Origin of the sequence: Microbacterium sp. NPDC059771 (assembly GCF_042732495.1) — a bacterium.
Classification (GTDB): Bacteria; Actinomycetota; Actinomycetes; order Actinomycetales; family Microbacteriaceae; genus Microbacterium; species Microbacterium sufflavum.
In genome coordinates this window covers 121068-143160 of the sequence record NZ_JBHWHK010000002.1, presented here as the reverse complement: position 1 = coordinate 143160, position 22093 = coordinate 121068, and the positions used below count along the sequence as shown (strand labels likewise).

At 71.2% G+C, this 22093-nt stretch carries 21 protein-coding genes; 14 read left to right on the top strand and 7 right to left on the bottom strand.

Annotated features, from left to right (window positions below):
* The first annotated feature begins 21 nt into the window (after positions 1-21).
* The 4 genes from ACFV3I_RS14415 to ACFV3I_RS14400 all read left to right on the top strand — a co-directional run bounded on the left by ACFV3I_RS14415 (position 22) and on the right by ACFV3I_RS14400 (position 6055).
* A complete protein-coding gene (locus ACFV3I_RS14415; protein ID WP_378823360.1) occupies positions 22-1353 on the top strand; it encodes an ABC transporter substrate-binding protein in 1332 nt (443 codons plus the stop codon).
* Positions 1354-1363: 10 nt separating this feature from the next.
* A complete protein-coding gene (locus tag ACFV3I_RS14410; RefSeq protein WP_378823357.1) occupies positions 1364-2773 on the top strand; it encodes a BNR-4 repeat-containing protein in 1410 nt (469 codons plus the stop codon).
* Positions 2774-2837: 64 nt separating this feature from the next.
* A complete protein-coding gene (locus ACFV3I_RS14405) occupies positions 2838-5099 on the top strand; it encodes an FAD-dependent oxidoreductase (RefSeq protein ID WP_378823356.1) in 2262 nt (753 codons plus the stop codon).
* A complete protein-coding gene (locus tag ACFV3I_RS14400; protein ID WP_206252565.1) occupies positions 5096-6055 on the top strand; it encodes a substrate-binding domain-containing protein in 960 nt (319 codons plus the stop codon). Before ACFV3I_RS14405 ends, ACFV3I_RS14400 begins: the two co-directional genes overlap by 4 nt.
* Positions 6056-6066: 11 nt before the next feature.
* Here the strand turns inward: ACFV3I_RS14400 and ACFV3I_RS14395 are convergent, their stop codons facing one another.
* Positions 6067-6876, bottom strand: coding sequence for a DeoR/GlpR family DNA-binding transcription regulator (locus tag ACFV3I_RS14395; protein ID WP_136029496.1), 810 nt, complete (start codon positions 6874-6876; stop codon positions 6067-6069).
* 107 nt (positions 6877-6983) lie between these two features.
* Here ACFV3I_RS14395 and ACFV3I_RS14390 point away from each other — a divergent pair, with 107 nt between their 5' ends.
* From ACFV3I_RS14390 to ACFV3I_RS14350, 9 genes are all read left to right on the top strand, one after another.
* Entirely contained in the window at positions 6984-7958 is a 975-nt protein-coding gene (locus ACFV3I_RS14390) for an acetylxylan esterase (protein ID WP_378823354.1), read from the top strand.
* A 132-nt stretch (positions 7959-8090) separates the two neighbouring features.
* Positions 8091-8666: a glucose-6-phosphate isomerase family protein gene (locus ACFV3I_RS14385; protein WP_247637830.1), complete on the top strand. Its 576-nt coding sequence runs from the start codon at positions 8091-8093 to the stop codon at positions 8664-8666.
* A 9-nt stretch (positions 8667-8675) separates the two neighbouring features.
* The gene (gene xylB / locus ACFV3I_RS14380) at positions 8676-10166 is read left to right on the top strand and encodes a xylulokinase (RefSeq protein WP_247637831.1); all 1491 of its coding nucleotides are present in this window, start codon (positions 8676-8678) and stop codon (positions 10164-10166) included.
* Positions 10166-11131 (top strand): phosphoglycerate dehydrogenase, encoded by a 966-nt coding sequence (locus ACFV3I_RS14375; protein ID WP_247637832.1) that lies wholly within the window; start codon positions 10166-10168, stop codon positions 11129-11131. Before xylB ends, ACFV3I_RS14375 begins: the two co-directional genes overlap by 1 nt.
* Positions 11128-12087, top strand: a complete 960-nt coding sequence (locus tag ACFV3I_RS14370; protein ID WP_136029488.1) for a shikimate dehydrogenase — start codon at positions 11128-11130, stop codon at positions 12085-12087. Before ACFV3I_RS14375 ends, ACFV3I_RS14370 begins: the two co-directional genes overlap by 4 nt.
* The gene (locus ACFV3I_RS14365; protein ID WP_136036283.1) at positions 12087-13055 is read left to right on the top strand and encodes a phosphotriesterase; all 969 of its coding nucleotides are present in this window, start codon (positions 12087-12089) and stop codon (positions 13053-13055) included. The genes ACFV3I_RS14370 and ACFV3I_RS14365 overlap by 1 nt, the downstream gene beginning before the upstream one ends.
* 48 nt (positions 13056-13103) lie before the next feature.
* On the top strand, positions 13104-13400 hold the full coding sequence (locus ACFV3I_RS14360; protein WP_136029484.1) for a putative quinol monooxygenase: 297 nt from the start codon (positions 13104-13106) through the stop codon (positions 13398-13400).
* 78 nt (positions 13401-13478) lie between these two features.
* The gene (locus ACFV3I_RS14355) at positions 13479-14018 is read left to right on the top strand and encodes a hypothetical protein (RefSeq protein WP_378823351.1); all 540 of its coding nucleotides are present in this window, start codon (positions 13479-13481) and stop codon (positions 14016-14018) included.
* A 224-nt stretch (positions 14019-14242) separates the two neighbouring features.
* Positions 14243-14788, top strand: a complete 546-nt coding sequence (locus ACFV3I_RS14350) for a hypothetical protein (RefSeq protein ID WP_378823350.1) — start codon at positions 14243-14245, stop codon at positions 14786-14788.
* A gap of 125 nt (positions 14789-14913) precedes the next feature.
* On the opposite strand, the gene ACFV3I_RS14345 is transcribed toward ACFV3I_RS14350, so the two are convergent.
* The 5 genes from ACFV3I_RS14345 to ACFV3I_RS14325 form a co-directional block, all read right to left on the bottom strand.
* Positions 14914-15468, bottom strand: coding sequence for a glyoxalase/bleomycin resistance/extradiol dioxygenase family protein (locus ACFV3I_RS14345; protein WP_136029480.1), 555 nt, complete (start codon positions 15466-15468; stop codon positions 14914-14916).
* 126 nt (positions 15469-15594) lie between these two features.
* Positions 15595-16599 carry an ABC transporter substrate-binding protein gene (locus tag ACFV3I_RS14340; RefSeq protein WP_136029478.1) on the bottom strand — a complete coding sequence of 335 codons (1005 nt, stop codon included), beginning with the start codon at positions 16597-16599 and terminating at the stop codon, positions 15595-15597.
* A 158-nt stretch (positions 16600-16757) separates the two neighbouring features.
* Positions 16758-17792 carry an ABC transporter permease gene (locus ACFV3I_RS14335; protein WP_206252545.1) on the bottom strand — a complete coding sequence of 345 codons (1035 nt, stop codon included), beginning with the start codon at positions 17790-17792 and terminating at the stop codon, positions 16758-16760.
* On the bottom strand, positions 17792-19294 hold the full coding sequence (locus ACFV3I_RS14330; RefSeq protein ID WP_136029476.1) for a sugar ABC transporter ATP-binding protein: 1503 nt from the start codon (positions 19292-19294) through the stop codon (positions 17792-17794). The genes ACFV3I_RS14335 and ACFV3I_RS14330 overlap by 1 nt, the downstream gene beginning before the upstream one ends.
* Positions 19295-19484: 190 nt before the next feature.
* Positions 19485-20354: a sugar phosphate isomerase/epimerase family protein gene (locus ACFV3I_RS14325; protein WP_378823347.1), complete on the bottom strand. Its 870-nt coding sequence runs from the start codon at positions 20352-20354 to the stop codon at positions 19485-19487.
* Positions 20355-20540: 186 nt separating this feature from the next.
* Here ACFV3I_RS14325 and ACFV3I_RS14320 point away from each other — a divergent pair, with 186 nt between their 5' ends.
* A complete protein-coding gene (locus ACFV3I_RS14320) occupies positions 20541-21542 on the top strand; it encodes a LacI family DNA-binding transcriptional regulator (protein WP_378823346.1) in 1002 nt (333 codons plus the stop codon).
* Between the two features lie 129 nt (positions 21543-21671).
* Here ACFV3I_RS14320 and ACFV3I_RS14315 read toward each other — a convergent pair whose 3' ends face one another.
* The gene (locus ACFV3I_RS14315; RefSeq protein ID WP_247637838.1) at positions 21672-22091 is read right to left on the bottom strand and encodes an RbsD/FucU domain-containing protein; all 420 of its coding nucleotides are present in this window, start codon (positions 22089-22091) and stop codon (positions 21672-21674) included.
* Positions 22092-22093 lie beyond the last annotated feature (2 nt).

Sequence of the window (22093 nt, the reverse complement as noted above, 5' to 3'; positions counted from 1 at the left end):
CGAAGAAGAGAGAGCACCCCCATGTCCGAGAACACCACCGTCTCCCGTCGCCAGCTCCTCCAGTTCGCCGGGCTCGGCGCCGCCGGCCTCCTGCTCGCCGGCTGCATGCCGAGCGGCGGCGGCAGCGGCTCCACCAGCCCCGCGTCGTCCGCCGGCTCCGCCTTCGGCACCGGCGACTTCACGGCCACCGACTTCTCGTTCTCGAGCTGGTCGCTCACCGAAGAGGCCGCGGCCCCGGCCACCCGCGCCCTGCTGGAGGGCTACACCAGCGCCCAGAAGGTCGGCATCACCGAGGTGTCGTTCCCCTACAACGAGTACTTCAAGCAGCTCATGCTGCAGGTGCGCGGCGGGCAGTTCACGGGCGCCGCCCACGTCGACGTCGCCTGGCTCGCCTCCCTCGCCGCCCTCGGCAAGCTCGAAGACGTCTCGGCGCTCACGAAGGACCGCGGCTACACGGCCTCCAGCCTCGAGGCCACTCAGCTCGACGGCGTGCAGTACGCGTTCCCGTGGACCATCGGCGCGATCGGCCTCATCACCAATTCCGAGATCCTCGACAAGGCCGGCATCTCGCAGTTCCCGACCACGGTCGACGACTTCGAGTCGTCGCTGAAGAAGCTCAAGGGTCTCGGCGGCGGGCTCATCCCCTACGCCGCCTCCACCAAGGCCGCCCAGCTCAAGGACATCCTCATCTGGATGCAGACCTTCGGCAGCGACCTCGTCAAGGACGGCGAGGTCACGATCGGCGACGACGCGAGCATCGAGGCGGTGTCCTGGTACAAGTCGCTGTACGACCAGGGCCTCATCGCCGCCGACGTCGACCGCTTCGACGCCCGCTCCCTGTTCGCGCAGGGGCGTGCCGCCATCTACGACGACGCCCCGGTGGGCCGCGGCTCCGTCACCAAGGACTCGCCGGACCCGGACCTCGCGTCCAAGCTCGTGCCCGAGTCGCGGCCGGTCCTGAAGAAGGGCGACACCCCGCGCGCGCTCGTCTGGGGCGGCGCGATCGCGATCGTCGGCGGAGGCGAGGGCGACAGCGCGCGCACCGCCGCCGACTTCGGGCAGTGGGCCACGAGCGACCTCGACGCCGTGCTCGGCGACTACGAGCTGCGGGGCCTGCCGCCCGTGACCGAAGAGGCCCAGACGTCCGAGGTCGTCTCGTCCGATACGTTCGGTGCCCGCTTCGCGGAGAAGATCACCGCGACCGCCACCACCAACCCGTTCTGGCAGTTCCCCCAGTACGCGCAGATCGAGACCGCCATCGCCGACCGCGTGCAGGCCGTGCTCGTGGGCCAGCAGAGCGCCAAGGACGCCATGTCCCAGGCCGGCGACGAAGCGCAGAAGCTGCTGGGCTGAGGCCGCCGCCATGTCCTTCCGCTCGAAGACCGGCGCCGCCGTCGCCGCCGTGGTCGCCGCCGTCGCGCTCGCCGTGCCCGCACAGGCCGACGTCACGACCACCACCGTCGAGACCCTGCCCGTCACGGTCGACAGCTCCAACCAGTCCGGCTGGTGGAACCCGCTCGTCGTCGTCGGCGACCGCACCTTCTTCGCCTACAACGTGCCGGGCTCGGTCGCCGCGAAGCACCGGGTGAACGTCGCCGTGCGCACCGCGGACGGCACGTGGACCTCGGGGTGCCTGAAGCTCGCCACGGGCGTCTGCGCCGAGTACGACGACGACAACGGCCACAACCAGCCGTCGCTCGCCGTCGACGGGAACGGACACATCCACGCGTTCGTGTCGATGCACCACGAGCCCTGGAAGTACTTCCGCTCCACGACGCCGTTCGACGTCACCTCGCTCGTTGACGTCAGCGCCGAGATGCCCGACGCCGGTGCCGCGATCTCGTACCCGGTGACCGCCCAGGGCGCGGACGGGGACGTATGGCTCATGGTCCGCGTCGGCGCCGACCCGCAGGCCCGCAGGGACGGCGTGCTGTACCACTACGATCCCGCCGTCGGCACGTGGGCCCGCGAGACCGTGATCGCCGCCGCCGTCAACCACTCCTTCTACCCGGACGACCTCGAGGTCGATGCCGACGGCAGGGTGCACGTGCTGTGGGAGTGGGGGCCCTGGCCCGCCGATCCCTACCGTCACCTCGGCTCGTACGCGGTGTACGACCCGGCCACGGGCGGCTTCCGCGACGTCGCCGGCCAGGCCCTGCCCACCCCGATCCGTCCGGACACCCCCGGGGCGGTCGTGTGGCGCGGGTACGAGCAGGGCGAGACCATCGGCGACGCCGTGCCCGCCGTGCAGACCGCGAAGATGGCGATCGCCGACGGCGCGCTGGTCGGTGTCACCTACCGCTACGCCGACACGACCGAGAACGACTTCGACGTCCGCTGGGCCACCTGGAACGGCTCGGCCTGGACGAGCGAGACCCTCGTGGACACCGGCGCCCTCGGCAGCGGCGTGCAGACGATCGCCGCGCTGGACACCACGACCGCGGGCTCCGAGACCCGTGTCTACGCTGTGATCTCGGTGCAGGACTGCGGGGTGACCCGCACGCAGACGGTGCTGCTGTCGCACACGTCCGGCGCGTCGGGCTGGGCGGTCGAGGCCGTCGGCGACCCGGTCACCGGGCAGCAGCGCCTGCGGGCGGCCACGCGCGATGACGGCACCGATGTGGTGTACCTGAGCGCACCCGCGGTTCCGGGCGGCGGCACCCTCCGCCACGCCGAGGTGCCGCGCGACGGGCAGCAGGGCGGCACCTCCCTCGCCGCGATCGTGTCCGCCCTGCGCGGCGACGCCGGCGGCTGCACGGACACGGGCTCGTGACCACCGCCGCCTCCGCAGCCGCCCTCTGAGCGGCACCCCTCTCCCCACCCCCGAAAGGACCCCCATGCGCACCCAGACCGTCGAAGCCGACATCATCGTCGTCGGCGGCGGCCTCGCCGGAGTGAGCGCCGCCGTCGCGGCCGCCCGCCTCGGCCGACGTACCGTGCTGATCAACAACCGGCCGGTGCTCGGCGGCAACTCCTCGTCGGAGGTGCGGGTGTGGGTGTGCGGGGCGACCGCGCACGGCAATCAGCGCTGGGCGCGCGAAACCGGGATCATCGGCGAGATGTACCGCGAGAACCAGTACCGCAACCCCGAGGGCAACCCGGTGTACTGGGACGACGTGGTGCTCGACATCGTGCGCCGGGAGCCCCACCTCACCCTCTTCCTCAACACCGAGGTGCTCGAGGCCGAGGCCACCGGACCCGACGACGCCCGTCGGGTCCGGTCGGTCACCGGGTGGACGATGGGCTCGGAGATCCGCACGGTGTTCCGTGCACCGCTGTTCATCGACTGCACGGGCGACGGCCTGGTGGGGCGCCTGGTCGGAGCGCGGCACCGGCTCGGCAAGGAGAGCAGGAGCGAGTTCGGCGAGGACTGGGCCCCCGAGCAGCCGGTGCGGGAGTTCCTCGGCTCGACGCTGCTGTTCTACACGAAGGACCTCGGGCACCCGGTCAAGTACGTCGCCCCCGAGAGCGCGAAGGACATCTCGACGACGCCGATCCCGTCCTCCCGCATCATCCGCAGCGGCGACAGCGGCGCCCACTACTGGTGGATCGAATGGGGTGGCACGCTCGACATCGTCGACGACAACGAGGCGATCCGCGACGAGCTGCGCTCCGTGATCCTGGGCATCTGGGACCACATCAAGAACTCCGGCGAGTTCGACGCCGACACCCTCACCCTGGAGTGGATCGGGAACATCCCCGGCAAGCGCGAGTACCGCCGCTTCATCGGCGACTACACGCTGCGCCAGCAGGACATCCTGGAGCAGACGTCGTTCGACGACGGCATCGCGTTCGGCGGCTGGTCCATCGACCTGCACCCCGCCGAGGGCATGTACGCGACGGGCGCCGGCGCGGTGCAGCGCTTCTCCGACGGGGTGTTCGAGATCCCGTTCCGGTCGCTGTACTCCGTCAACGTCGTCAACCTGCTCATGGCCGGTCGCGACATCTCCGCGACGCACATCGCGTTCGGGGCCGCGCGGGTCATGGCCACCTGCGCCGCGATGGGTGAGGCCGCGGGCACCGCCGCCGCCCTCTGCTATGCGTTCGACGCCACCCCGCGCGAGCTGTACGAGCAGCACCGCGCGGAGCTGCGCCAGACGCTGCTGCGCGCCGACGCCAGCCTCATCGGCGTCGCCAACGAGGACGACTCCGACCTCGCCCGCACCGCGGCCGTGACCGCCTCCAGCACGCTGCGCACCATCGGCACCGCAGCGAGCGCCACCGCGGACGCCGTCCCGCACGCGCTCGTCGAAGACCTCGGCATCGTGGTTCCGGTGCATCCGCGACTGGAGACGACCGAGCTCCTGCTCTCCGCCGAGGCCGACACGCAGGTCACCGTCGAGGTGTGGTCGACGGGTCGCCCGCAGAACGTCGTGCCCGCGCGGCTCGAGCACCGCACCGTGGTGGAGGTTCCGGCCGGCGGACCCTCGTGGGTGCGCGCGGACACCCCGTTCGCCCCGGACGAGCCCCAGAACGCGATCGTCGTGGTGAGGGCCGCCCCCGGCGTGCACGCGCACCTGACGTCTCCGCTGCCGCCCGGCGTGCTCACGCTGGTGCACCGCGTCGACAACGACGACCGCAACGTCGAGGTCGACCGCGACGGCCTGCTGGTGCAGTGGCCGACGAAGCCCCTGCGCGGACGCAGCCCCGTGTTCCGCACGAGCCCGCCCTCGGAGGCGCTGGCCCCGGAGCGGGCGACGTCGGGGTACAACCGGCCCTTCGGCGGACCCCACCTGTGGGCGTCGGACCCCGCGGCGGACGGGCCCGCCTGGCTCCGCCTGGACTGGGAGCACCCCGTCGAGGCCGCGGAGGTGCGTCTGGTGTTCGACGACGACGTCGACCTCGAGCTCAACACGCTGCACCACCACCGCAGCCCCGACGAGGTGATGCCCCCGCTCGTGCGCGACTACCGTGTCGAGGTGCAGGCGCCCGGTGCGGACGAGTGGCGCGTGGTCGCCGAGGAGCACGACAACCGCCATCGACTGCGGGTGCACACGCTCCCCGCCGACCTCGGGCCGTTCACCGCGGCGCGCCTCGTGGTGGAGCGCACGAACGGCGCCGCGGAGGCCAGGGTCGTCGCGTTCCGGGTGCAATCGTGACGGAGAGCGCTAACGTGAAGGGCATCCGCCGGCACGGCGGCGACCGTCGTCCCTCCAGGAGGCCGCAGGTGACCACCTCGCCCGGCGGCCGCGTGCTCCCCGCCGCGCGCGCCACCCGTACGGGCCTCATCGCGCTCGCGGTGCCGCACCTGGAGGAGCCCTACTTCGCCGAGCTGGGGTCGCGCATCGTGCGCGCCGCCGATGAGCGCGGTCTCGCCGTGCTCATCGTCCAGACCGAGGGCGACCACGGCCGCGAGATCGACGTCGCGAACGGTGTGGGGCTGCCGCCGATCGACGGTCTCATCCACATCCCGCGCTCCCTCACGGTGGCCGACCTCACCCGCCGCACGTCGCCGGGCCCGCTCGTGCTGCTGGGCGAGCACATCCAGGTGAGCCCGTTCACGCACGTGACGATCGACAACCGCGCGGCGGCGTTCACGGCCACCGAGCATCTCCTGGCGGTCGGCTGTCGTCGCATCGGCTTCGTCGGGCGCCGTGACGCGCGCCCCTCGGATGCGGCGGACCGGCGGCACACCGGATACCTGGAGGCCCTCGCGGCCGCGGGCCTTCCCGCCGACCCCGTCCTCACCGCGCAGGTCGATGCGTTCACGGCGGAGGAGGGCGAGCGGGTGGCGGGCGCCATGGCCGCCGCGATCTCCGACCTCGACGGCCTCGTGTGCTCGAACGACTCGGTGGCCCTCGGCGCCCTCGCTGCCCTGCAGGCGCGGGGGCGACGGGTGCCGGCCGATGTCGCGGTGGTGGGGATCGACGACATCCGCGCCGCGCGCTTCGCGGTCCCCGCGCTCACGACGATCGCCCCCGACCACGAGAAGCTCGTCGATGCCGCGTTCACCGAGCTGGAGCGTCAGATCGCCGCCCCGCCCGGAGCCGACCTCCCGGTGCGGCACGTGACCGTCGATGCCCGGCTCGTCCGTCGGGCGAGCACGGCTCGATGACCGTCGCGGACTCAGTCCGCCAGGGCCGTGGCGAGCGCCCGCTCGTCGCCGGCGTCGCGCGGCGCGAGGTGCAGGGTTCCGACGTGGGCGTCGAGCGCCTCCCTGGCCGCGTCGTCGAGCCCGTCGTCGGTGATGAGACGGTCGATGTCGCTGAGGTCGGCCACCGTCGTGAGACCGACCACGCCCCAGCGGTCGTGCTCGGCGAGCACCACGACCTCGCGGCCGGCGGCCATGAGCGCGCGGTTCGTCTCGGCCTCGAGCAGGTTCATCGTGGTCATGCCCGCCTGCACGTCGAGGCCGTGTGCGTCGAGGAAGACGAGGTCGCAGTGCAGGTGCTCGAGCGCGCGCACGGCCACGGGGCCGACGAGGGCCTGCGACGGCGTGCGGACGCCCCCGGTGAGCACGACGGTCTGCGTGTAGGGCGCGTCGGCGCGTTCGGGCGGCGAGAAGAGGTCGGACACCGGGAGCGCGTTGGTGACGACCGTGAGCTCGGGGACCTGCACGAGCGCGCGGGCCAGGGCGAGCGCGGTGGCTCCCCCGGAGATGCCGACGGCCATGCCGGGCTCCACGAGCGCGGCGGCCGCGGCGACGATCGCGCGCCGCTCGTCCGAGATCGCGGGAGCCGGGAGCAGCCGCTGCGGGCCGCGCACGCGCACGCCCCCGCGGATGCGCTCGACGGCGCCTTCCTCGGCGAGCTGGTCGATGTCGCGCCGCACCGTCATCTCGCTCACCTGCAGCGTGGCGGCGAGTTCGCCGATGGAGGCCGTACCGCGGTCGCGGGTGAGGGCGAGGATGCGCTCGCGTCGCTCCGTGACCAGCACGCGGTCTCCTTCCGGTGGGGCCTCCAGTCTGCCACGCGCCCCCACGGCCCGCCGCGGTCGACGCACCCCCGCCCGCCCCACTCCCGGAACAGGATCCCCGACGTCGCATGACCCTCCCCGAGCCCTACGCCACCTGGTTCCCCGCTGCCGCGTTCGACGGCCGCTACGGACGCACCGAGGCCGACCTCCGCGCGGTCCCGCCCGCGCCCGCGCCGCCGGGTTTCGCGGAGCGGTGGCGGCGCTGGCGCCGTGAGACCGCCGCGGTGGACGCGGCTCCCGTCGTGCTGTCGTCGGCGGTCGAGCACGGGCGGAGGGTGTCGGTGGTCGAGCACAGCGGCGTCGACGGCGTGCGTCTGCGGGCCTGGGTCGTGGAGCCCCTCGACGGGCGACCGCGGGCAGGCGTCGTCCACAGCCACGGCTACGGCGGCCGCGAGGAGGTCGACCTCGCGCGCGTGCCCGAGGGCCTCGCGGCGATCTTCCCGGTCGCCCGCGGCCTCGGCGCCCTCAACGCCGGGGTGGGCGCACCCGAGTCGACCGCGGAGCACGTGCTCGCCGGCATCGACGACCCGGAGCGCTACGTGCTCGGCCTCTGCGCGCGCGACCTGTGGTTGGCGGCCGACGCCCTGTCCGCCCTCGTCGGGGAGCTGCCGCTGTACTACGTCGGTGAGAGCTTCGGCGGCGGCATCGGTGCGCTGGCGCTGCCCTGGGACGAGCGCTTCGTGGGCGCGACGCTCATCGTGCCGAGCTTCGGGCAGTACGACGAGCGCCTCGCCGTGCGGTGCCTCGGCAGCGGCGAGACCGTGCGGCAGCACGTGCGCCGCCACCCCGAGGCGCGGGAGGTGCTGCGCTGGTTCGACTCCTCCACGAGCATCGGCTTCGCGCGCATGCCGGTGCGCGTGGAGGCCGCCCTGTGGGACCAGTACGTGCCGCCGCAGGGGCAGTTCGCCGTGGCCGCCGGTGCCCGCGAGGTCGAGCTCGCCGTACTCCCAGCCGGGCACGCCGAGTACCCCGGGTGGGCGGCCGTCACGGCGGCGGCGATCCGCGAGGGCCGGGAACATCTGGAGCGCGTGCTCGCCCGGTGAGCGCCCGGAGATGCCGCAGGCGCGCACGCGGGTCCGCGCACGCGAGCACTGGACGCAACCTGTCATAACAGGTACAGTGAGCTTGTCATTACAGGTTGCGCAGCGCCGCAGCATCCCGTCCGAGGAGCATCGATGCCCGAGTACCAGACCCCGCCGATCCCGCCGATGGCCATCACCTTCGACGCCGAGAAGCTGACGCTCTCCCCCGAGGGCCCCACGCTCACGCGGCGGATGTCCGACCTCGAGGGCCTGTTCCGGGATCACGACGCCTGGGCCGCCTCCGCATCGGGCGACGACCCGGTGGTCTACACCGTCGTCAGCTCCCCCGTGCCCGAGGTCGACCGCGAGCTGCCGCAGTCGATCACGACGATCATGCCCGGCGACACGTCGGGCGAGCTGTGGATGACGAAGGGCCACCAGCACCCCGACCACCAGGGCGAGATCTACCTGGCGCTGAAGGGCCGCGGCGGACTGCTCATGTTCGACGGCGAGCGCACCGAGTGGCTCGACATGCTCCCCGGCACCATCGGCTACATCCCCCCGGGCTGGGCGCACCGCTCGGTCAACACCGGCGACGAGCCCTACGCCTTCCTCGCCGTCTACCCGGGCGGCGCGGGGCACGACTACGGGTGGGTGCTGGAGCACGGCATGGGCTCGCGCGCCTACCGTGCGGAGTCCGGCGTCGACCTGCGCCCGTACGCGGAATAGGCTCCGGCCATGCTGATCGCGCACGACCTCGGCACCACCGGCAACAAGGCCTCGCTGCACCATGACGACGGCCGCCTGATCGCCGCGGTCACGGTGCCGTATCCCGCACACTTCGCCGCGGGCGGGATCGCCGAGCAGAACCCCGACGACTGGTGGAACGCGGTCGTCGCCGCCACCCGCAACCTGCTCGCACGCACGGCCACCGCACCCTCCGACGTCGCGGGGCTCGTGGTGAGCGGACAGATGATGGGCGCCGTGCTGCTCGACGGCGACGGCGAGCCCGCGCGTCCCGCCATCATCTGGGCCGACACCCGCGCCGGTGCGCAGCAGCGCGAGCTCGAGGCCGTGCTCGGCGCCGAGCGGGCGTACGGCATCCTCGGCCACCGCCTGAACCCCACCTACTCGGTCGAGAAGATCATGTGGGTGCGCGACAACGAGCCCGACGTGTGGTCGCGCGTGCGCCGGGTGTGCGTCGCGAAGGACTTCATCGTGCTGCGGCTCACCGGGCGCCTGGCCACCGACCGCTCCGACGCCTCGGGCATGAACGCCTACGACCAGGCCGCCGGCACGTGGTCGAGCGAGGTGCTGGCAGCCGCTCGGCTCGACCCGGCCCTGTTCCCCGAGATCCTGGAGTCGACGCAGATCGCAGGTCCCCTCACCCCCGCGGCGGCCGAGGCCCTGGGCCTGCACACCGGCGTGCGCGTGGTGATGGGCGGCGGCGACGGACCCCTGGCCGCGGTCGGCTCCGGCGTCGTGGCCCCCGAGGACGGCGCCTATGTCTGCCTGGGCACCTCGTCGTGGATCTCGTTCGCGGCGGACGCCCCGCTGCACGACCCGGCCATGCGCACCTTCACGTTCGACAACGTCGTGCCCGGCTCGTTCGTCCCGACGGCCACCATGCAGGCGGGCGGCGCGTCGGTGCAGTGGATCGCGGAGGCGCTGTCGCCCGATCCCGCGCACCCCGAGACCGGGCGCCTGACCGCCGAGGCCTCGGCCGACGTCGACACCGACGACCTCTACTTCCTCCCCTATCTGCTCGGCGAGCGCTCTCCGCTGTGGGACCCGGACGCCCGCGGGGCGTTCGTGGGTCTCGCGCGCCATCACGGCCGGGCACACCTGGTGCGGGCCGTACTGGAGGGCACCGCGTTCAACCTGCTCACGTGCATCCAGGCGTTCCGGGAGTCGGGCGCCGTGATCGACCGCATCGACGCGGTGGGCGGCGGGGCCCAGAGCGACGTGTACCTCTCCGTGCTCGCGGATGTGTGGGGCGTTCCCGTGCGGCGGCGCACGATCGTGGAGGAGGCGAACAGCCTCGGCGCGGCGGTCACCGGAGCCGTGGGTCTCGGGCTCACCGACTTCTCGGCGGCGCGGGCGCTGAGCGAGGTCACAGCCGAGTTCACGCCCGACCCCGCCCGGCACGCGGTGTACGCCGAACGGCATGCCCGGTTCGCCGACGCCTACACCGCGCTCGCGCCCTGGTTCGCCGGACGGCCACGCTGATGGGCGTCATCCTCGTCACCAGTCGCTCGTTCTCCGACGGCGACCTCGACCTGGTGGAGCGCGCGGCGCGGGCGGGGCACCGCATCCTCCGCGGGCCCGCGCATCACGACCTCGACGAGCTGCGGTCGCTGCTGCACGGGGCCGACGCGTGGATCGCGGGCACCGGTCCCGTGACCGAGGCGCACCTCGCCGCGGCACCGAAGCTCAAGGTGGTGGCGCGCTACGGCGTGGGCACCGAGGCCGTCGATCTCGCGGCGGCCCGGGAGCGCGGTATCCCCGTCACGAACACCCCGGGCGCCAACGCCGACGCGGTCGCCGACCACGCGGTGGGACTCATGCTCGCGGCACTCCGGTTCGTGCCAGACGGCGACCGCCGGGTGCGAGCGGGCGACTGGGGTGTGCGGCGCGGCCGCGAGCTCGGCGCCGCGACCGTGGGCATCGTGGGCTTCGGCCGTATCGGCCAGGGTGTCGCGCGGCGCCTGAGCGGCTTCGGCTCCCGGGTGCTCGCGGCCGACCCGTTCCTTCCCGTCGAGCTCGTGCGGGCGCAGGGCGCGGAGCCGGTCCCGCTCGACGAGCTGTTCCGCGCGGCCGACGTGATCACCCTGCACGCGCCGGGCGGACAGCGGCTGGTCGACGCCGAGCGCCTCGCGGACATGCGCCGCGGCACGGCGCTGGTGAACACGGCTCGCGGCGACCTGGTCGACGAACAGGCGGTGGCCGAGGCCCTGCGCGACGGCACGCTCGCCGGCTACGCGGCGGACACGCTCGACGGCGACACCGCCGCCCACGACAGTCCGCTGCTCGCGGCCGATCTCGTCGACCGCGTGATCGTCACCCCCCACCTCGGTGCGCAGACCACCCAGGCCGTCGACAACATGGGCTCCCTGTCGCTCGACGACGTGATCGCCGTGCTGCGCGGCGCCGAGCCCGCCCACCCCGTGCCCGTTCCCCAGGAGATGCGATGACCACCACCGCCGACACCGCCGCACCCGCCGCGGACACCGCCACCGCCGACTACATGGGGTTCGTGGGCGTGACCACCGCCTCGTCGTCGATCATGAAGGTGTTCCCGCTCTGGGCCGACATCCTCGACCTCCCGACCCGCAGGCTCGTGGGCCACGACCTGCCGATGGACGCCGACCCCGCGCAGTACCGCGCGATGGTGGAGCAGATCCGCGACGACCCCCACCACCGGGGCGCCCTGGTGACCACGCACAAGATGAATGTGTACGCGGCGGCGTCCGACCTGTTCGACGAGCTCGACCCGTTCGCGGTGTCGTGCTCCGAGATCTCCAGCATCGCCAAGCGGGGCTCGCGCCTGTCGGGCCGCGCGAAGGATCCGATCACGGTCGACCTCGCCCTGAACGACTTCCTGCCCGCCGACCACTTCGCCCGCACCGGGGCGGAGGTCGTCATCCTGGGTGCGGGCGGCTCGGGCACCGCGCTCAGCTGGGCCCTTGCGGAGCGCACCGACGCCCCCGCCCGCATCACGGTGACCGCGCGCACGCAGGACAAGCTCGACCACCTGCGCGAGGTGCACCGCCAGCACGGCACCCCCGACGACCTGCTGCGCTACGTGGTGACGGAGACGCCGGAGGAGGCCGATGCGCTGGTGGCGGCGGCGCCCGCGGGTTCCGTGATCGCGAACGCCACGGGGCTCGGCAAGGACCGTCCCGGCTCGCCGCTCAGCGACGCGGTCGTGTTCCCCGCGGGCGCGTACGCGTGGGAGTTCAACTACCGCGGGTCGCTGGAGTTCCTGCACCAGGCCGAGGCGCAGCGCGCGTCGCGCGACCTGCACGTGGTCGACGGCTGGCGCTACTTCATCCACGGCTGGTCGCAGGTGGTGGCCGACGTGTTCGAGCTGGAGCTGACGCCCGAGACCGTGGAGCGGCTGGCCGCGGCAGCGGAGTCGGTGCGCTGATGCCCGTCGTGCGCACGGTGCTCGGCGACGTCGACGCGTCGGAGCTCGGGCGCGTGAACTACCACGAGCACCTGTTCCAGGTGTCGCCGCTGCTGCCGGGCGACGAGCTCGACGACGAGCAGGCGTCGGGCGACGAGGCGGCGGCGTTGCAGACGAGCGGCTTCGACGCGATGGTCGACGCCACGCCGTTCGGGCTCGCCCGGAACCCGGAGGCCCTGGTCCGCATCAGCGCGGCGACCGGACTGGGCATCGTCGCGACCACGGGGCGGCACCGCGAAGCCCACTACGGCGACGACCACCCGATGCAGGTGTGGGACGCGGAGCGGCTGTCCGCGCTGTTCGTGGCGGACCTCACCCGCGGCATGCCCGCCTCCGACGACGCGGTGTTCGCCGCGCCCGATGTGCCCGTCGCGACCTCGCCCACGGGCGCCCCGGTGCGCGCGGGGATGCTCAAGGCGGGCATCGACTATTGGCGCATCAGCCCGTTCGAGCGCACGACCCTCGGCGCGGTGGCGGCCGCGCACCGCGAGACCGGTGCCCCCGTCATGGTGCACCTGGAGTTCTGCACGGCGGCGCACGAGGTGCTCGATCTGCTCGCGGCCGAGGGCGTGGCGAGCGATCGGGTCGTGCTCGCCCACGCCGACCGCGACCCCGACCCCGGACTTCACGTGTCGCTCGCGGAGCGCGGCGCCCACCTCGGCTACGACGGCTTCGCCCGTCCGCGCACCCGATCCGACGCGGAACTGCTGGCCCTGACCGCCGCCGTGGTGGAACGCGGCGCGGGCGACCGCATCGTGCTCGGCGGCGACGTCGCCCGGCGCAGGCGGTACATCGCCTACGGCGGGATGCCCGGGCTCGCCTACCTCGGCGACCGGTACCTGCCGCGACTGCGCGACGCGGTCGGCGATGCGGCCGTGCAGCGTATGCTCGTGCACACGCCCGCACGACTGCTCACCCTCGACCACTGAGACCGCGCCGCCCGACGCCGTCTCGTCGCCTCCACCCGAGGAGCCCCCATGACCGAACCCACCATCCTGCACGCCGTCTTCACCGCGAAGCCCGGGGCAGCCGACCGGGTCGCCGCACTCCTGCGGGAGTTCGCCGAGATCGTCCGCGCCGAGGAGGGCAACGTGGTGTTCGACGCCACGCGACTCGTCGACGACCCCGACCGCTTCTTCGTATACGAGGTGTACCGCGACGAGGCCGCGTTCCAGGAGCACCTCGCGGCGTCCGCCGGGGTCCCGTTCAACGCCGCGCTGCAGGAGCTGATCGTCGAGCCGGCCTCGATCCTCACCTTCCTCCGCCGCGTCTGACCCCTCTGTCCGAGGTGCGCGCGCGGCTCCTGTGGACAACGCGAACCGGGGCCCCGTCGTTGGACGTACCGTGGCCCGGTGACTCGTCCCCACTCCCTTTCGACGCGCGCCCTCGCCGCCCTCGCCGTCTCCCTCGTCCTGCTCACCGGCTGCACTGCCGATCCGAAACCCTCCCCGTCTCCGACGCCGACCCCGCTGTTCGCCTCGAAGAAGGACGCCTTCGCCGCCGCCGAGGCCACGTATCGCGCCTACAACGACGCCGGCAATGCGACCGTACTGACCGACGCGAGGACATTCGAGGACGTCTACAAGTGGTTGCGAGCAGACGCGCTTTCCTCTGCCAAGAAGGCGTACAGCTACTACGACGCAGAGGGATGGAGGCGGGTCGGCGAGACCACCTTCGATCACTTCACCCCCATCTCCTACGACGGCGAGGACGTGACCGCCAGACTGTGCATTGACGTGTCGCACGTTGATGTCTTGGATTCCACCGGAGCGTCCGTCGTGTCGCCCGACCGGCAGCCTCGGCAGGCGCTGGAATTGCAATTGAAGCCTGCGCTGACGAGCACAGGATTGGCGATCGTTTCGAGCGATGCAACCAAGGAGCTCGAATGCTGACGTCGACAGTGGCGCTGTTTACCCTGCTTTCTCTGACGACCACCGTTCCGCCGACATCGCCACCCCCGGGTGGCGGTGAAGAATCAGCCTGGCTATCGACCGTCGGTACGTCCAACCTCACCGTCACCGCAACCCAGACCACCCCCGCACCGCGCGGCGACAGCGCTCCCCGCGGTCGGAAGAACGGCAGCGCCGCGCCGAAGCCGGCCGACCCGTGCGCCACTGTGCCGTACCCGTACAAGGCTTCGTGCGGGATCTACGGTGTCCGTGTCACCAGCGCCGACGGCGACCCGCTCACCATCTCGGATCTCGCCCGGTTCGCTCCCGAGCCGGTCGCCACGGCGGCCGAGCCGGGTGGGGTCGGGGTCGCGGGGCTTCCGACGAACTTCGTCACCGCCGCGACCGCGCACACGCAGCAGGGCACCATCCTCGACCTGGCCGTCACGGTGCGCTTCACCCCCGTCGCGTTCGACACCACGTTCGGCGACGGCACCAGCGCCACCACCGCCACCGGGGGCCGCACCTGGGCCGCCGCCCACCAGCCGCAGTTCACCCCGACTCCGACGAGCCACGTCTACCGCGACCGCGGCACCTACACCGCCGTCACCACGGTCCGCTACACGGCAGAGGTCGACCTGGGCAACGGCTGGTTCCCCGTCGCGGGAGAGCTCTCGGTCGCCGGGCCCGCCCAGAGCATCCGCATCTACGAGGCCACGTCCGCTCTGGTCCGCTACACGTGCGACGAGCAGCCCACCGCAGCCGGCTGCTGACTCCCGTCCGTCGCCGTCGCACGGAGCGTCGAAGGAGACCGCCGGGATGTCCTTCGACCTCCGCTGGGCGGTTCGACTCGGCAACGGGCACCTGCGCGAGGATCAACAACACGGCTGCAATCTCTTCAGCTCGGCAGTCGCGGGTCCCGGAGCGATGCGATCGCCTGGACCAGGCTCTCGTGGATGTAGTCCAACTCCGGCGATGTGAAGCTCGACCAGTCCTCGGCGGTGTCGGCGCCATCCGTGGACCAGGCCTCGTCTTCACCGCTCGTGTCGTCGGTCTGCTCCTGGGCGGCGTGCCGGTAGACCCACCAGAGGTTGCCCGAGGGGTCGACGAACCGCGCAAGCGTGTCGCCGAAGAAGTCGGTCGGTGTGGTCACGACGCGGGCGCCGAGGGCGACGGCCCGCGCCAGCGTTGCCTCCACGTCGACGACGTACACCTGGAGGAACCCGGGGGTGAACGGCCAGTCCGGCTTGCGGTCGGCGACCGTGATCATCGAGTCCCCGATGCGCAGCTCGGAATGCAGGATCAGGCCGTCGGTGTCGAGCGTTCGCGCCTGGGGCACATCCGAGGCGTCGAAGACCTCGATCACGAAATCGATGATGCGGGCGGCATCGTCGGTCATGAGGAAGGGGTTGACGGTGTTCGACCCGGCAGGAACGGGAGCAGGTGTGGGCATGGTGCATCCTTTCGTTCCGCACAGGATGCCGTGCACCGCGGTCAGATCCTGTCCTGATGATCCTCCCGTCCCGGAAACACGAAGCCCCCCGCCGCAAGGCGAGGGGCTCCGTAATTCAGCGGGGTGTCACTCGTAGAGCACCGCGGCGATCTTGTCGTCGTCGATGTTGTTCTTGTCGTACCAGTAGGAACCGGTGTCGTAGAACTCCTCGACGTCGTCGCCGTTCGCGGCGTCGTATGCGGCCTGCACGACCTGCGCGCCGATGCCGATCGGGTCCTGCGTGATGGCGCCGGCCATGGTGCCGTCCTTGATCGCGTTGATCTGCGCGGCGCCGGAGTCGAAGCCGACGATGGTGATCTTGCCCTTCTCCAGGCCCAGCTCGTTGACGGCGTTCACGACACCGATCGCGGAGCCCTCGTTGGTGCCGTAGATGCCCTTGAGGTCGGGGTGGGCGGCGATCAGCGTCTTGGCGATGTCGGCCGACTTGAGGTGGTCGCCGTCACCGTACTGGATGTCGACGATCTCGATGTCGGGGTAGTCCGACTCGATCTTCTCGACGAAGCCGTCGCGACGCTCGACACCGGTCGAGTTGATCTGCGAGTGGCCGACGATCGCGACCTGCCCCTCGCCGCCGATCAGCTCGGCCATGTGCTCGGCCGCGAGCGCACCGGCGACCTTGCTGTCGGTCGCGGAGAGGCTCAGGCCCACGTCGCCGTCGCACGGGGCGTCGAAGTAGACCACCGGGATGTCCTTCGACTTCGCCTGCTCGAGCGGGGCGACGCACGCCTCGGGGTCGAGCGCGGCGTAGGCGATGGCGTCGGGGTTCTTGTCGATCGCGGCGGTCAGCATCTCGAGCTGCTGCGCGATCTCGGTCTCGGCGGCGGGGCCCTCGAACGTGATCTTCACGCCGAGCTCCTCGGCCTTCTGCTCCGCACCCTTCTTCACGGCCTGCCAGAACTGGTGCTGGAAGCCCTTCGAGACGAGCGCGATGTACATCTCGCCGTCGCCGCTGCCGCTGCCGGAGCCGGAGCCTTCCTCGATGACGTCGCCGCCACCGCCGGCACAGCCGGCGAACACGAGCGCGGAAGCGGCCACGAGGGCTGCGAAGGCGGTCTTCTTCCCGAATTTCATGAAAACTCCATTGTTTGAGTACGAGCCGGATGGTTCTGTGTGATGCCGGCCGGGGCCGGCTGTGGGACATTCCTGGTGCCTGTGCGGAGGGACTCCGCGGGTCCGGCCGGGGCCGGGTGGGGGCGGCGGCGGGCACGGGTTTCGCCGCCGCCCTGGTCTCAGGTGCGCTGCCGGTTGCGCAGCGAGTCGAGGAAGACCGCCAGCAGCACGACCACGCCGACGACGATGTTCTGCCACTCGGTCTGGATCGACATGATGCGCAGTCCGTTCACGAGCACGCTCATGATCAGCGCGCCGATCACGGTGCCGAGGATCGAGCCGCGTCCGCCGAGGAGCGAGGTGCCGCCGATGATGACGGCCGCGATGGCCTGCAGCTCGTACCCGGTGCCGATCTGCGGCTGGGCGGAGTCGAGGCGCGAGGCGATCACGATGCCCGCGACTCCGGTGAAGGCCCCGGCGAACATGTAGATGAGGATCGTCCAGCGGCGCGTGTTCACACCGGAGAGGCGGGTGGCCTCCTCGTTCGAGCCGATCGCGAAGGTGTAGCGGCCGAGGAGCGTCTTCGACAGCACGAGGTAGGCGACGATCGCGAGGGCGGCGGTGATCAGCACGGCGTTGGGGATGCCGGGGATGATCACGCCGAGCGCGATCTTCTTGAAGTCGGGCGCCGAGGTCGAGAAGTAGATCGGCGCGACGTTCGAGATGACGAGGGCGAGGCCGCCGGCGATCATCATCATCGCGAGCGTGGCGATGAACGGGGGAAGGCGGAGGAACGTGATGTTCACGCCGTTGATGAGGCCCATCAGCACACCGGTCGCGATGCCGCCGATCACGCCCAGCCAGACGGGGAGGCCGAGGTTGGTGACGATCACGCCGGTCATCACGGCGCACAGGGCCATGCCGGTGCCGATCGACAGGTCGATGCCGCCCGTGATGATGACGAACGTGGTGCCGAGGGCGAGGATGCCGATGACCGCGGTCGACAGCAGCACGGTGGCGATGTTGCTGAAGGTGAAGAAGTTGGGGCTGGCGATCGAGAAGAAGATGACCAGCACGATCAGGGTGCCGAAGGCCAGCGACTGCTGGAACTGGCGCTTCAGGAATCCGCCGATGTCGCGCTTGTCGGTGTTCTCGTTCACGGCCGTCTGGATGATGGTCGTCGTCGACCCTCCGGGCTGCTGTGGGGTGCTCATCAGTCTTCCTCCCCGTGGGCTGCGAGTTGCATGATCTTCTCCTGGCTGGCTTCCTCGTTGCGGAGCGTCCCGGTGATGCGCCCGTTCGCGAACACGGCGATGCGGTTCGCGACGCGCAGGATCTCGGGGAGCTCCGACGAGATGACGATGATGGACTTGCCGCTGTCGGCGAGCTGCTGCATGAGGCGGTAGATCTCCTCCTTCGCGCCGACGTCGATGCCTCGCGTCGGCTCGTCGAAGATGAGGATGTCGCAGTCGCGCATCAGCCACCGGGCGATGACGACCTTCTGCTGGTTCCCTCCGGAGAGCAGCTTGACGACCTGGTTGACCGAGGGGGTCTTCACGCGCAGCTGCTGCACGTACTCCTTGGTGCGGTTCTTGGCCTTGCCGTCGCCCATCCAGCCGATGCCGTTGGCGTAGCTGCCGAGCGAGGCGAGCACGGTGTTGAACGTGACGTCCTGTTCGAGCATGAGCCCGAGCAGCTTGCGGTCTTCGGAGAGGTAGCCCACGCCGTGCTTGACCGCGTCGGCGGGCTGGGCGATCCGCGCCTGGCGCCCGCCGATGGTGATGGTGCCGCCGTCGCGGTGGTCGGCGCCGATCACGGCACGGGCGGTCTCGGTGCGTCCCGCGCCCATGAGGCCGGCGAACCCGAGGATCTCGCCCTTGTGCAGCTGGAACGACACGTCTTTCAGGAGGGTCTTCGTCGACAGCCCCTGCACGTCGAGCACGACCGGGTCGTTCAGGTGCTCGCGGGCCTGCGGGCGGGTCCCCTCGTCGATCACGCGGCCGACCATCATCTCGATGATCTTCGGGATCGTGATCTCCGCCTTGTCGAGTGATCCGATGTATGTGCCGTCGCGGAGGACGGTCACGCGGTCGGCGAGGCGCCGCAGCTCGTCCATCCGGTGCGAGATGTAGACGATGCCGGTGCCGCGCGCCTTGAGCTGCTCGATCAGCACGAACAGCGTCTCGACCTCGCTGTCGGTGAGGGCCGAGGTGGGCTCGTCCATGATGAGCACCTTGGCGTTGAACGACAGCGCCTTGGCGATCTCGACCATCTGCTGCTCGGCCACCGTGAGCTCGCCGACGAGCTGTCGCGGGTTGAGGTGGATGCCGAGGCGCTGGAGCAGCTCCGCCGTCTGCGCGTTGAGCTTGCGCTCCGACAGGAACGGGCCGGTCGTGGGCTCGCGGCCGACGTAGATGTTCTGGGCGACGGTGAGGTCGGGCATCAGGTTGAGCTCCTGATGGATGATCGTGATGCCGAGCTCCTGCGCCTGCAGCGGGCTGGTGAGCTCGACCTCGCGGCCCTCGAACGTGATGGTGCCCTCGTCCTTGGTGTAGATGCCGGAGAGGATCTTCATCAGCGTGGACTTGCCGGCGCCGTTCTCTCCCACGAGCACGAGCACCTCGCCCTCGCGCACCTCGAGGTGCACATCCTTCAGCGCCTGCACGCCGGGGAATCCCTTGCTGATCCCCTCGACCCTGAGGATGGGTCCACTCATGCGCTCACCTGCTTCCTTGGAGGTCGTCTCGCGATTGGCGGATCATTCCGCCGTAAACATCGGATCAATTCTGCGTCCTGCACCCGGGCTGGTGCAAGTTGTATCTAAATGTATCTAAAGATCATTCGATCGGGAAGACCTGTAATAACATCTTGATCTCGACCGAGGATCCCGTCGCCGCTGACCCGGCTCAGTGCAGCCGGATCGAGCCGACCGCGACGAGCTTGTCGCGGATATAGGCGTTGGCGTGCGCGCCGAGCTCGTCGTTGTCGGTCCAGAGGTTGCGCCAGATGCCCAGCATGCGACTGAGGTCGGGAGCGACCACCGCCGACGAGAACGACTCGAAGACGATCGGCCCGTCGTAGCCGATGCGGCCGAGCGCCTTGAAGAACGTGTCGAAGTCGACCGTGCCGGTGCCCAGATACCCGCGGTGGCTCTCGCCGATGTGCACGTACCGCAGCGCCGGAGCCGCGTCGAGCACCGGGGCGAACATGTCCGACTCCTCGATGTTCATGTGGTACGTGTCCAGGTGCACGCCGAGGTTCGGGCGGTCCACCTCCGCCAGGTACGCCAGGGCCTGCCGCGCGGTGTTGAGCACGTTGGTCTCATAGCGGTTCACCACCTCGAGCGACACCGAGACCCCGCGCTCGGCGGCGTGGTCGGCGACCCGGGCGATCGTGCGACGGCTCGACGCGAGCCCCTCCGGTGTCACCGGGTCCATGTACTTCTGCATGGCGCTGTAGATCACGCCGCAGAAGTGGGTCCCGCCCAGCTCGGCCAGCACGTCGACCGCGCGCAGCAGCAGCGCCTCACCGGCCGCGACCACATCCGGGTCGGAGCTCGTGACGTCGGTCTCCGCGGAGAGCCCGAGGGAGGCACTGACCGCGAGACCGTGCTCGGCGAGGGCGCCCTTCGCCGCCGCGACGTCGAACGTGAACGGGTCCATCAGCGGGAACTCGATCAGGTCGAACCCGGCCTGCTTCGTCTTCTCCACTGCGAGGCGGATGCCGTCGGCGTCGAAGGTTCCGGTCCAGACGAGTCCGTGACAGCCGATGTTCATGAGACCTCTCCCGGCGGGTGTGCGGCACCGTCGCCGTCCGGACTTGGCACGTTCCAATTCCGGGTTCGACACACGTTAGGTCCGACGACGACGGCCTGTCAAGAACTTTCTTGGCACGTTCCAATCCCTCGGCTAGCCTGGTGTCGCCGCCGGGGTCGCCTCGGCCCGTATCGACGAAGGAGACCGATGCCCGCCAGCGTGAAAGACGTGGCCGCCCTCGCCGGCGTCTCCTCCTCGACGGTCTCCAACTACCTCAACCACCCCCACGTGCTCGGGGAGGGCAGCCGGGAGAAGGTGCGGGCGGCCATCGAGCAGCTGGGCTTCGTGCCGAACGAATCGGCGCGGCAGCTGCGGGCGGGGTCGAGCAAGGCCCTGGCGCTGATCCTCCTCGACGCCTGGCTGCCGTACTTCCACGAGCTGTCCCGCGGTGTCGACGACGTGGCACGCGAGGGCGGCTGGTCGCTCTTCTTCAGCAACAGCGACCGGGATGCCGACCGCGAGCAGCGCAACATCGACATGTTCGAGGCGCATCGGGTGCAGGGCATCGTCATCTACCCGCTCGGCGACGTGGTGCCGCGCCTGGAGCGACTCGCCGATCGCGGCATCCGCTCCGTCGTGGTCGGGCCGATCCGCGAATCCGCCACCGTCGCCTCCGTGCTGTTCGACGACCGCGCGGGCGGACGGCTCGCCGGCGAGCACCTCGTCGACCTCGGGCGGCGGCGCATCCTCTTCCTGGGCAACCCCGCGGTGACCGAGTCGAACGACCGCCTGGCGGGACTGCGTGACGCCACGGCGGGCACGGGCGCGGAGGTCGAGGTGCGGGAGGTCGGGCACCTCGCCACCGAGGACGGACTGACCGCGGGCGCGGAGATCGTGGCGCAACCCGCGGACGAACGGCCCGACGCGATCTTCGCCGCGAACGACATGGTGGCGCTCGGCGTGCTGACACAGCTGCTGCGGCACGGCGTCCGCGTGCCGGAGGACATCGCGCTGGTCGGCTTCGACGACGTGGCCGAGGCGCACCAGAGCGTCGTGCCGCTCACGAGCGTCCGCCAGCCCGGCTACGAGATCGGTCGCGCGGCCGGTGCAGCGCTGCTGGCTCAGCTCGCCGACCCCGCGGCTCCCCCGCCCGCGACCCCGCCGTTCCCCGCCGAGCTCATCATCCGCGAATCCACCCGCGGCCGCTGACCCGCATCACACCGCACGCACCGTGGGCGCCGGATCCGGGTCACACCTCCGGAGAAGGGGCGCGTCCGGCGCCGGTAGCGCGCGGGAGGCCGGGTGTCCCCGCTGTTCCCCTGAGTCATGAACCGATCGTCAGGCGGAGGGGTGGCCGACGACGCCCTTGCGGAGCAGGGCGTTGCCGTACTTGCGGGTCTCGCCCGTGCGCACCAGGAGATACGCGTCCTTCGCGACGCCGTAGTAGGCGAAGCGCTCCACGAACCGGGTCGTGTCGACCGCCGTGCCCGCCGCGTCCATGAGCTCGCGCTGCACGTCGAGCACCTCGCCGTCGGCTGACGCCATCAGGTCGAGGCCGGGCGCATCGTCGAGGGGCAGCACCGTGCGGATCGCCGCGACGACCTCGGGCGTCGTCGTGCCGGGGAGGTCGACCACCCGGGCGCCCAGCCCCCACGCGGGGAAGTGCGCATCGGCGACGACCACGGCGTCGGAGTGCCCCATGCGGTCGAGGTGCAGCAGCAGTTCGCCCGTCAGCAGCGGGTGGATTCCTTCGAGCACGA

Coding starts and splice junctions, on each gene's coding strand:
- ACFV3I_RS14345 (WP_136029480.1), bottom strand. CDS start 15,468: ATGCCCACACCTGCTCCCGTTCCTGCCGGGTCGAACACCGTCAACCCC.
- ACFV3I_RS14370 (WP_136029488.1), top strand. CDS start 11,128: ATGACCACCACCGCCGACACCGCCGCACCCGCCGCGGACACCGCCACC.
- ACFV3I_RS14415 (WP_378823360.1), top strand. CDS start 22: ATGTCCGAGAACACCACCGTCTCCCGTCGCCAGCTCCTCCAGTTCGCC.
- xylB (WP_247637831.1), top strand. CDS start 8,676: ATGCTGATCGCGCACGACCTCGGCACCACCGGCAACAAGGCCTCGCTG.
- ACFV3I_RS14405 (WP_378823356.1), top strand. CDS start 2,838: ATGCGCACCCAGACCGTCGAAGCCGACATCATCGTCGTCGGCGGCGGC.
- ACFV3I_RS14360 (WP_136029484.1), top strand. CDS start 13,104: ATGACCGAACCCACCATCCTGCACGCCGTCTTCACCGCGAAGCCCGGG.
- ACFV3I_RS14330 (WP_136029476.1), bottom strand. CDS start 19,294: ATGAGTGGACCCATCCTCAGGGTCGAGGGGATCAGCAAGGGATTCCCC.
- ACFV3I_RS14335 (WP_206252545.1), bottom strand. CDS start 17,792: ATGAGCACCCCACAGCAGCCCGGAGGGTCGACGACGACCATCATCCAG.
- ACFV3I_RS14340 (WP_136029478.1), bottom strand. CDS start 16,599: ATGAAATTCGGGAAGAAGACCGCCTTCGCAGCCCTCGTGGCCGCTTCC.
- ACFV3I_RS14365 (WP_136036283.1), top strand. CDS start 12,087: ATGCCCGTCGTGCGCACGGTGCTCGGCGACGTCGACGCGTCGGAGCTC.
- ACFV3I_RS14375 (WP_247637832.1), top strand. CDS start 10,166: ATGGGCGTCATCCTCGTCACCAGTCGCTCGTTCTCCGACGGCGACCTC.
- ACFV3I_RS14385 (WP_247637830.1), top strand. CDS start 8,091: ATGCCCGAGTACCAGACCCCGCCGATCCCGCCGATGGCCATCACCTTC.
- ACFV3I_RS14320 (WP_378823346.1), top strand. CDS start 20,541: ATGCCCGCCAGCGTGAAAGACGTGGCCGCCCTCGCCGGCGTCTCCTCC.
- ACFV3I_RS14325 (WP_378823347.1), bottom strand. CDS start 20,354: ATGAACATCGGCTGTCACGGACTCGTCTGGACCGGAACCTTCGACGCC.
- ACFV3I_RS14390 (WP_378823354.1), top strand. CDS start 6,984: ATGACCCTCCCCGAGCCCTACGCCACCTGGTTCCCCGCTGCCGCGTTC.
- ACFV3I_RS14410 (WP_378823357.1), top strand. CDS start 1,364: ATGTCCTTCCGCTCGAAGACCGGCGCCGCCGTCGCCGCCGTGGTCGCC.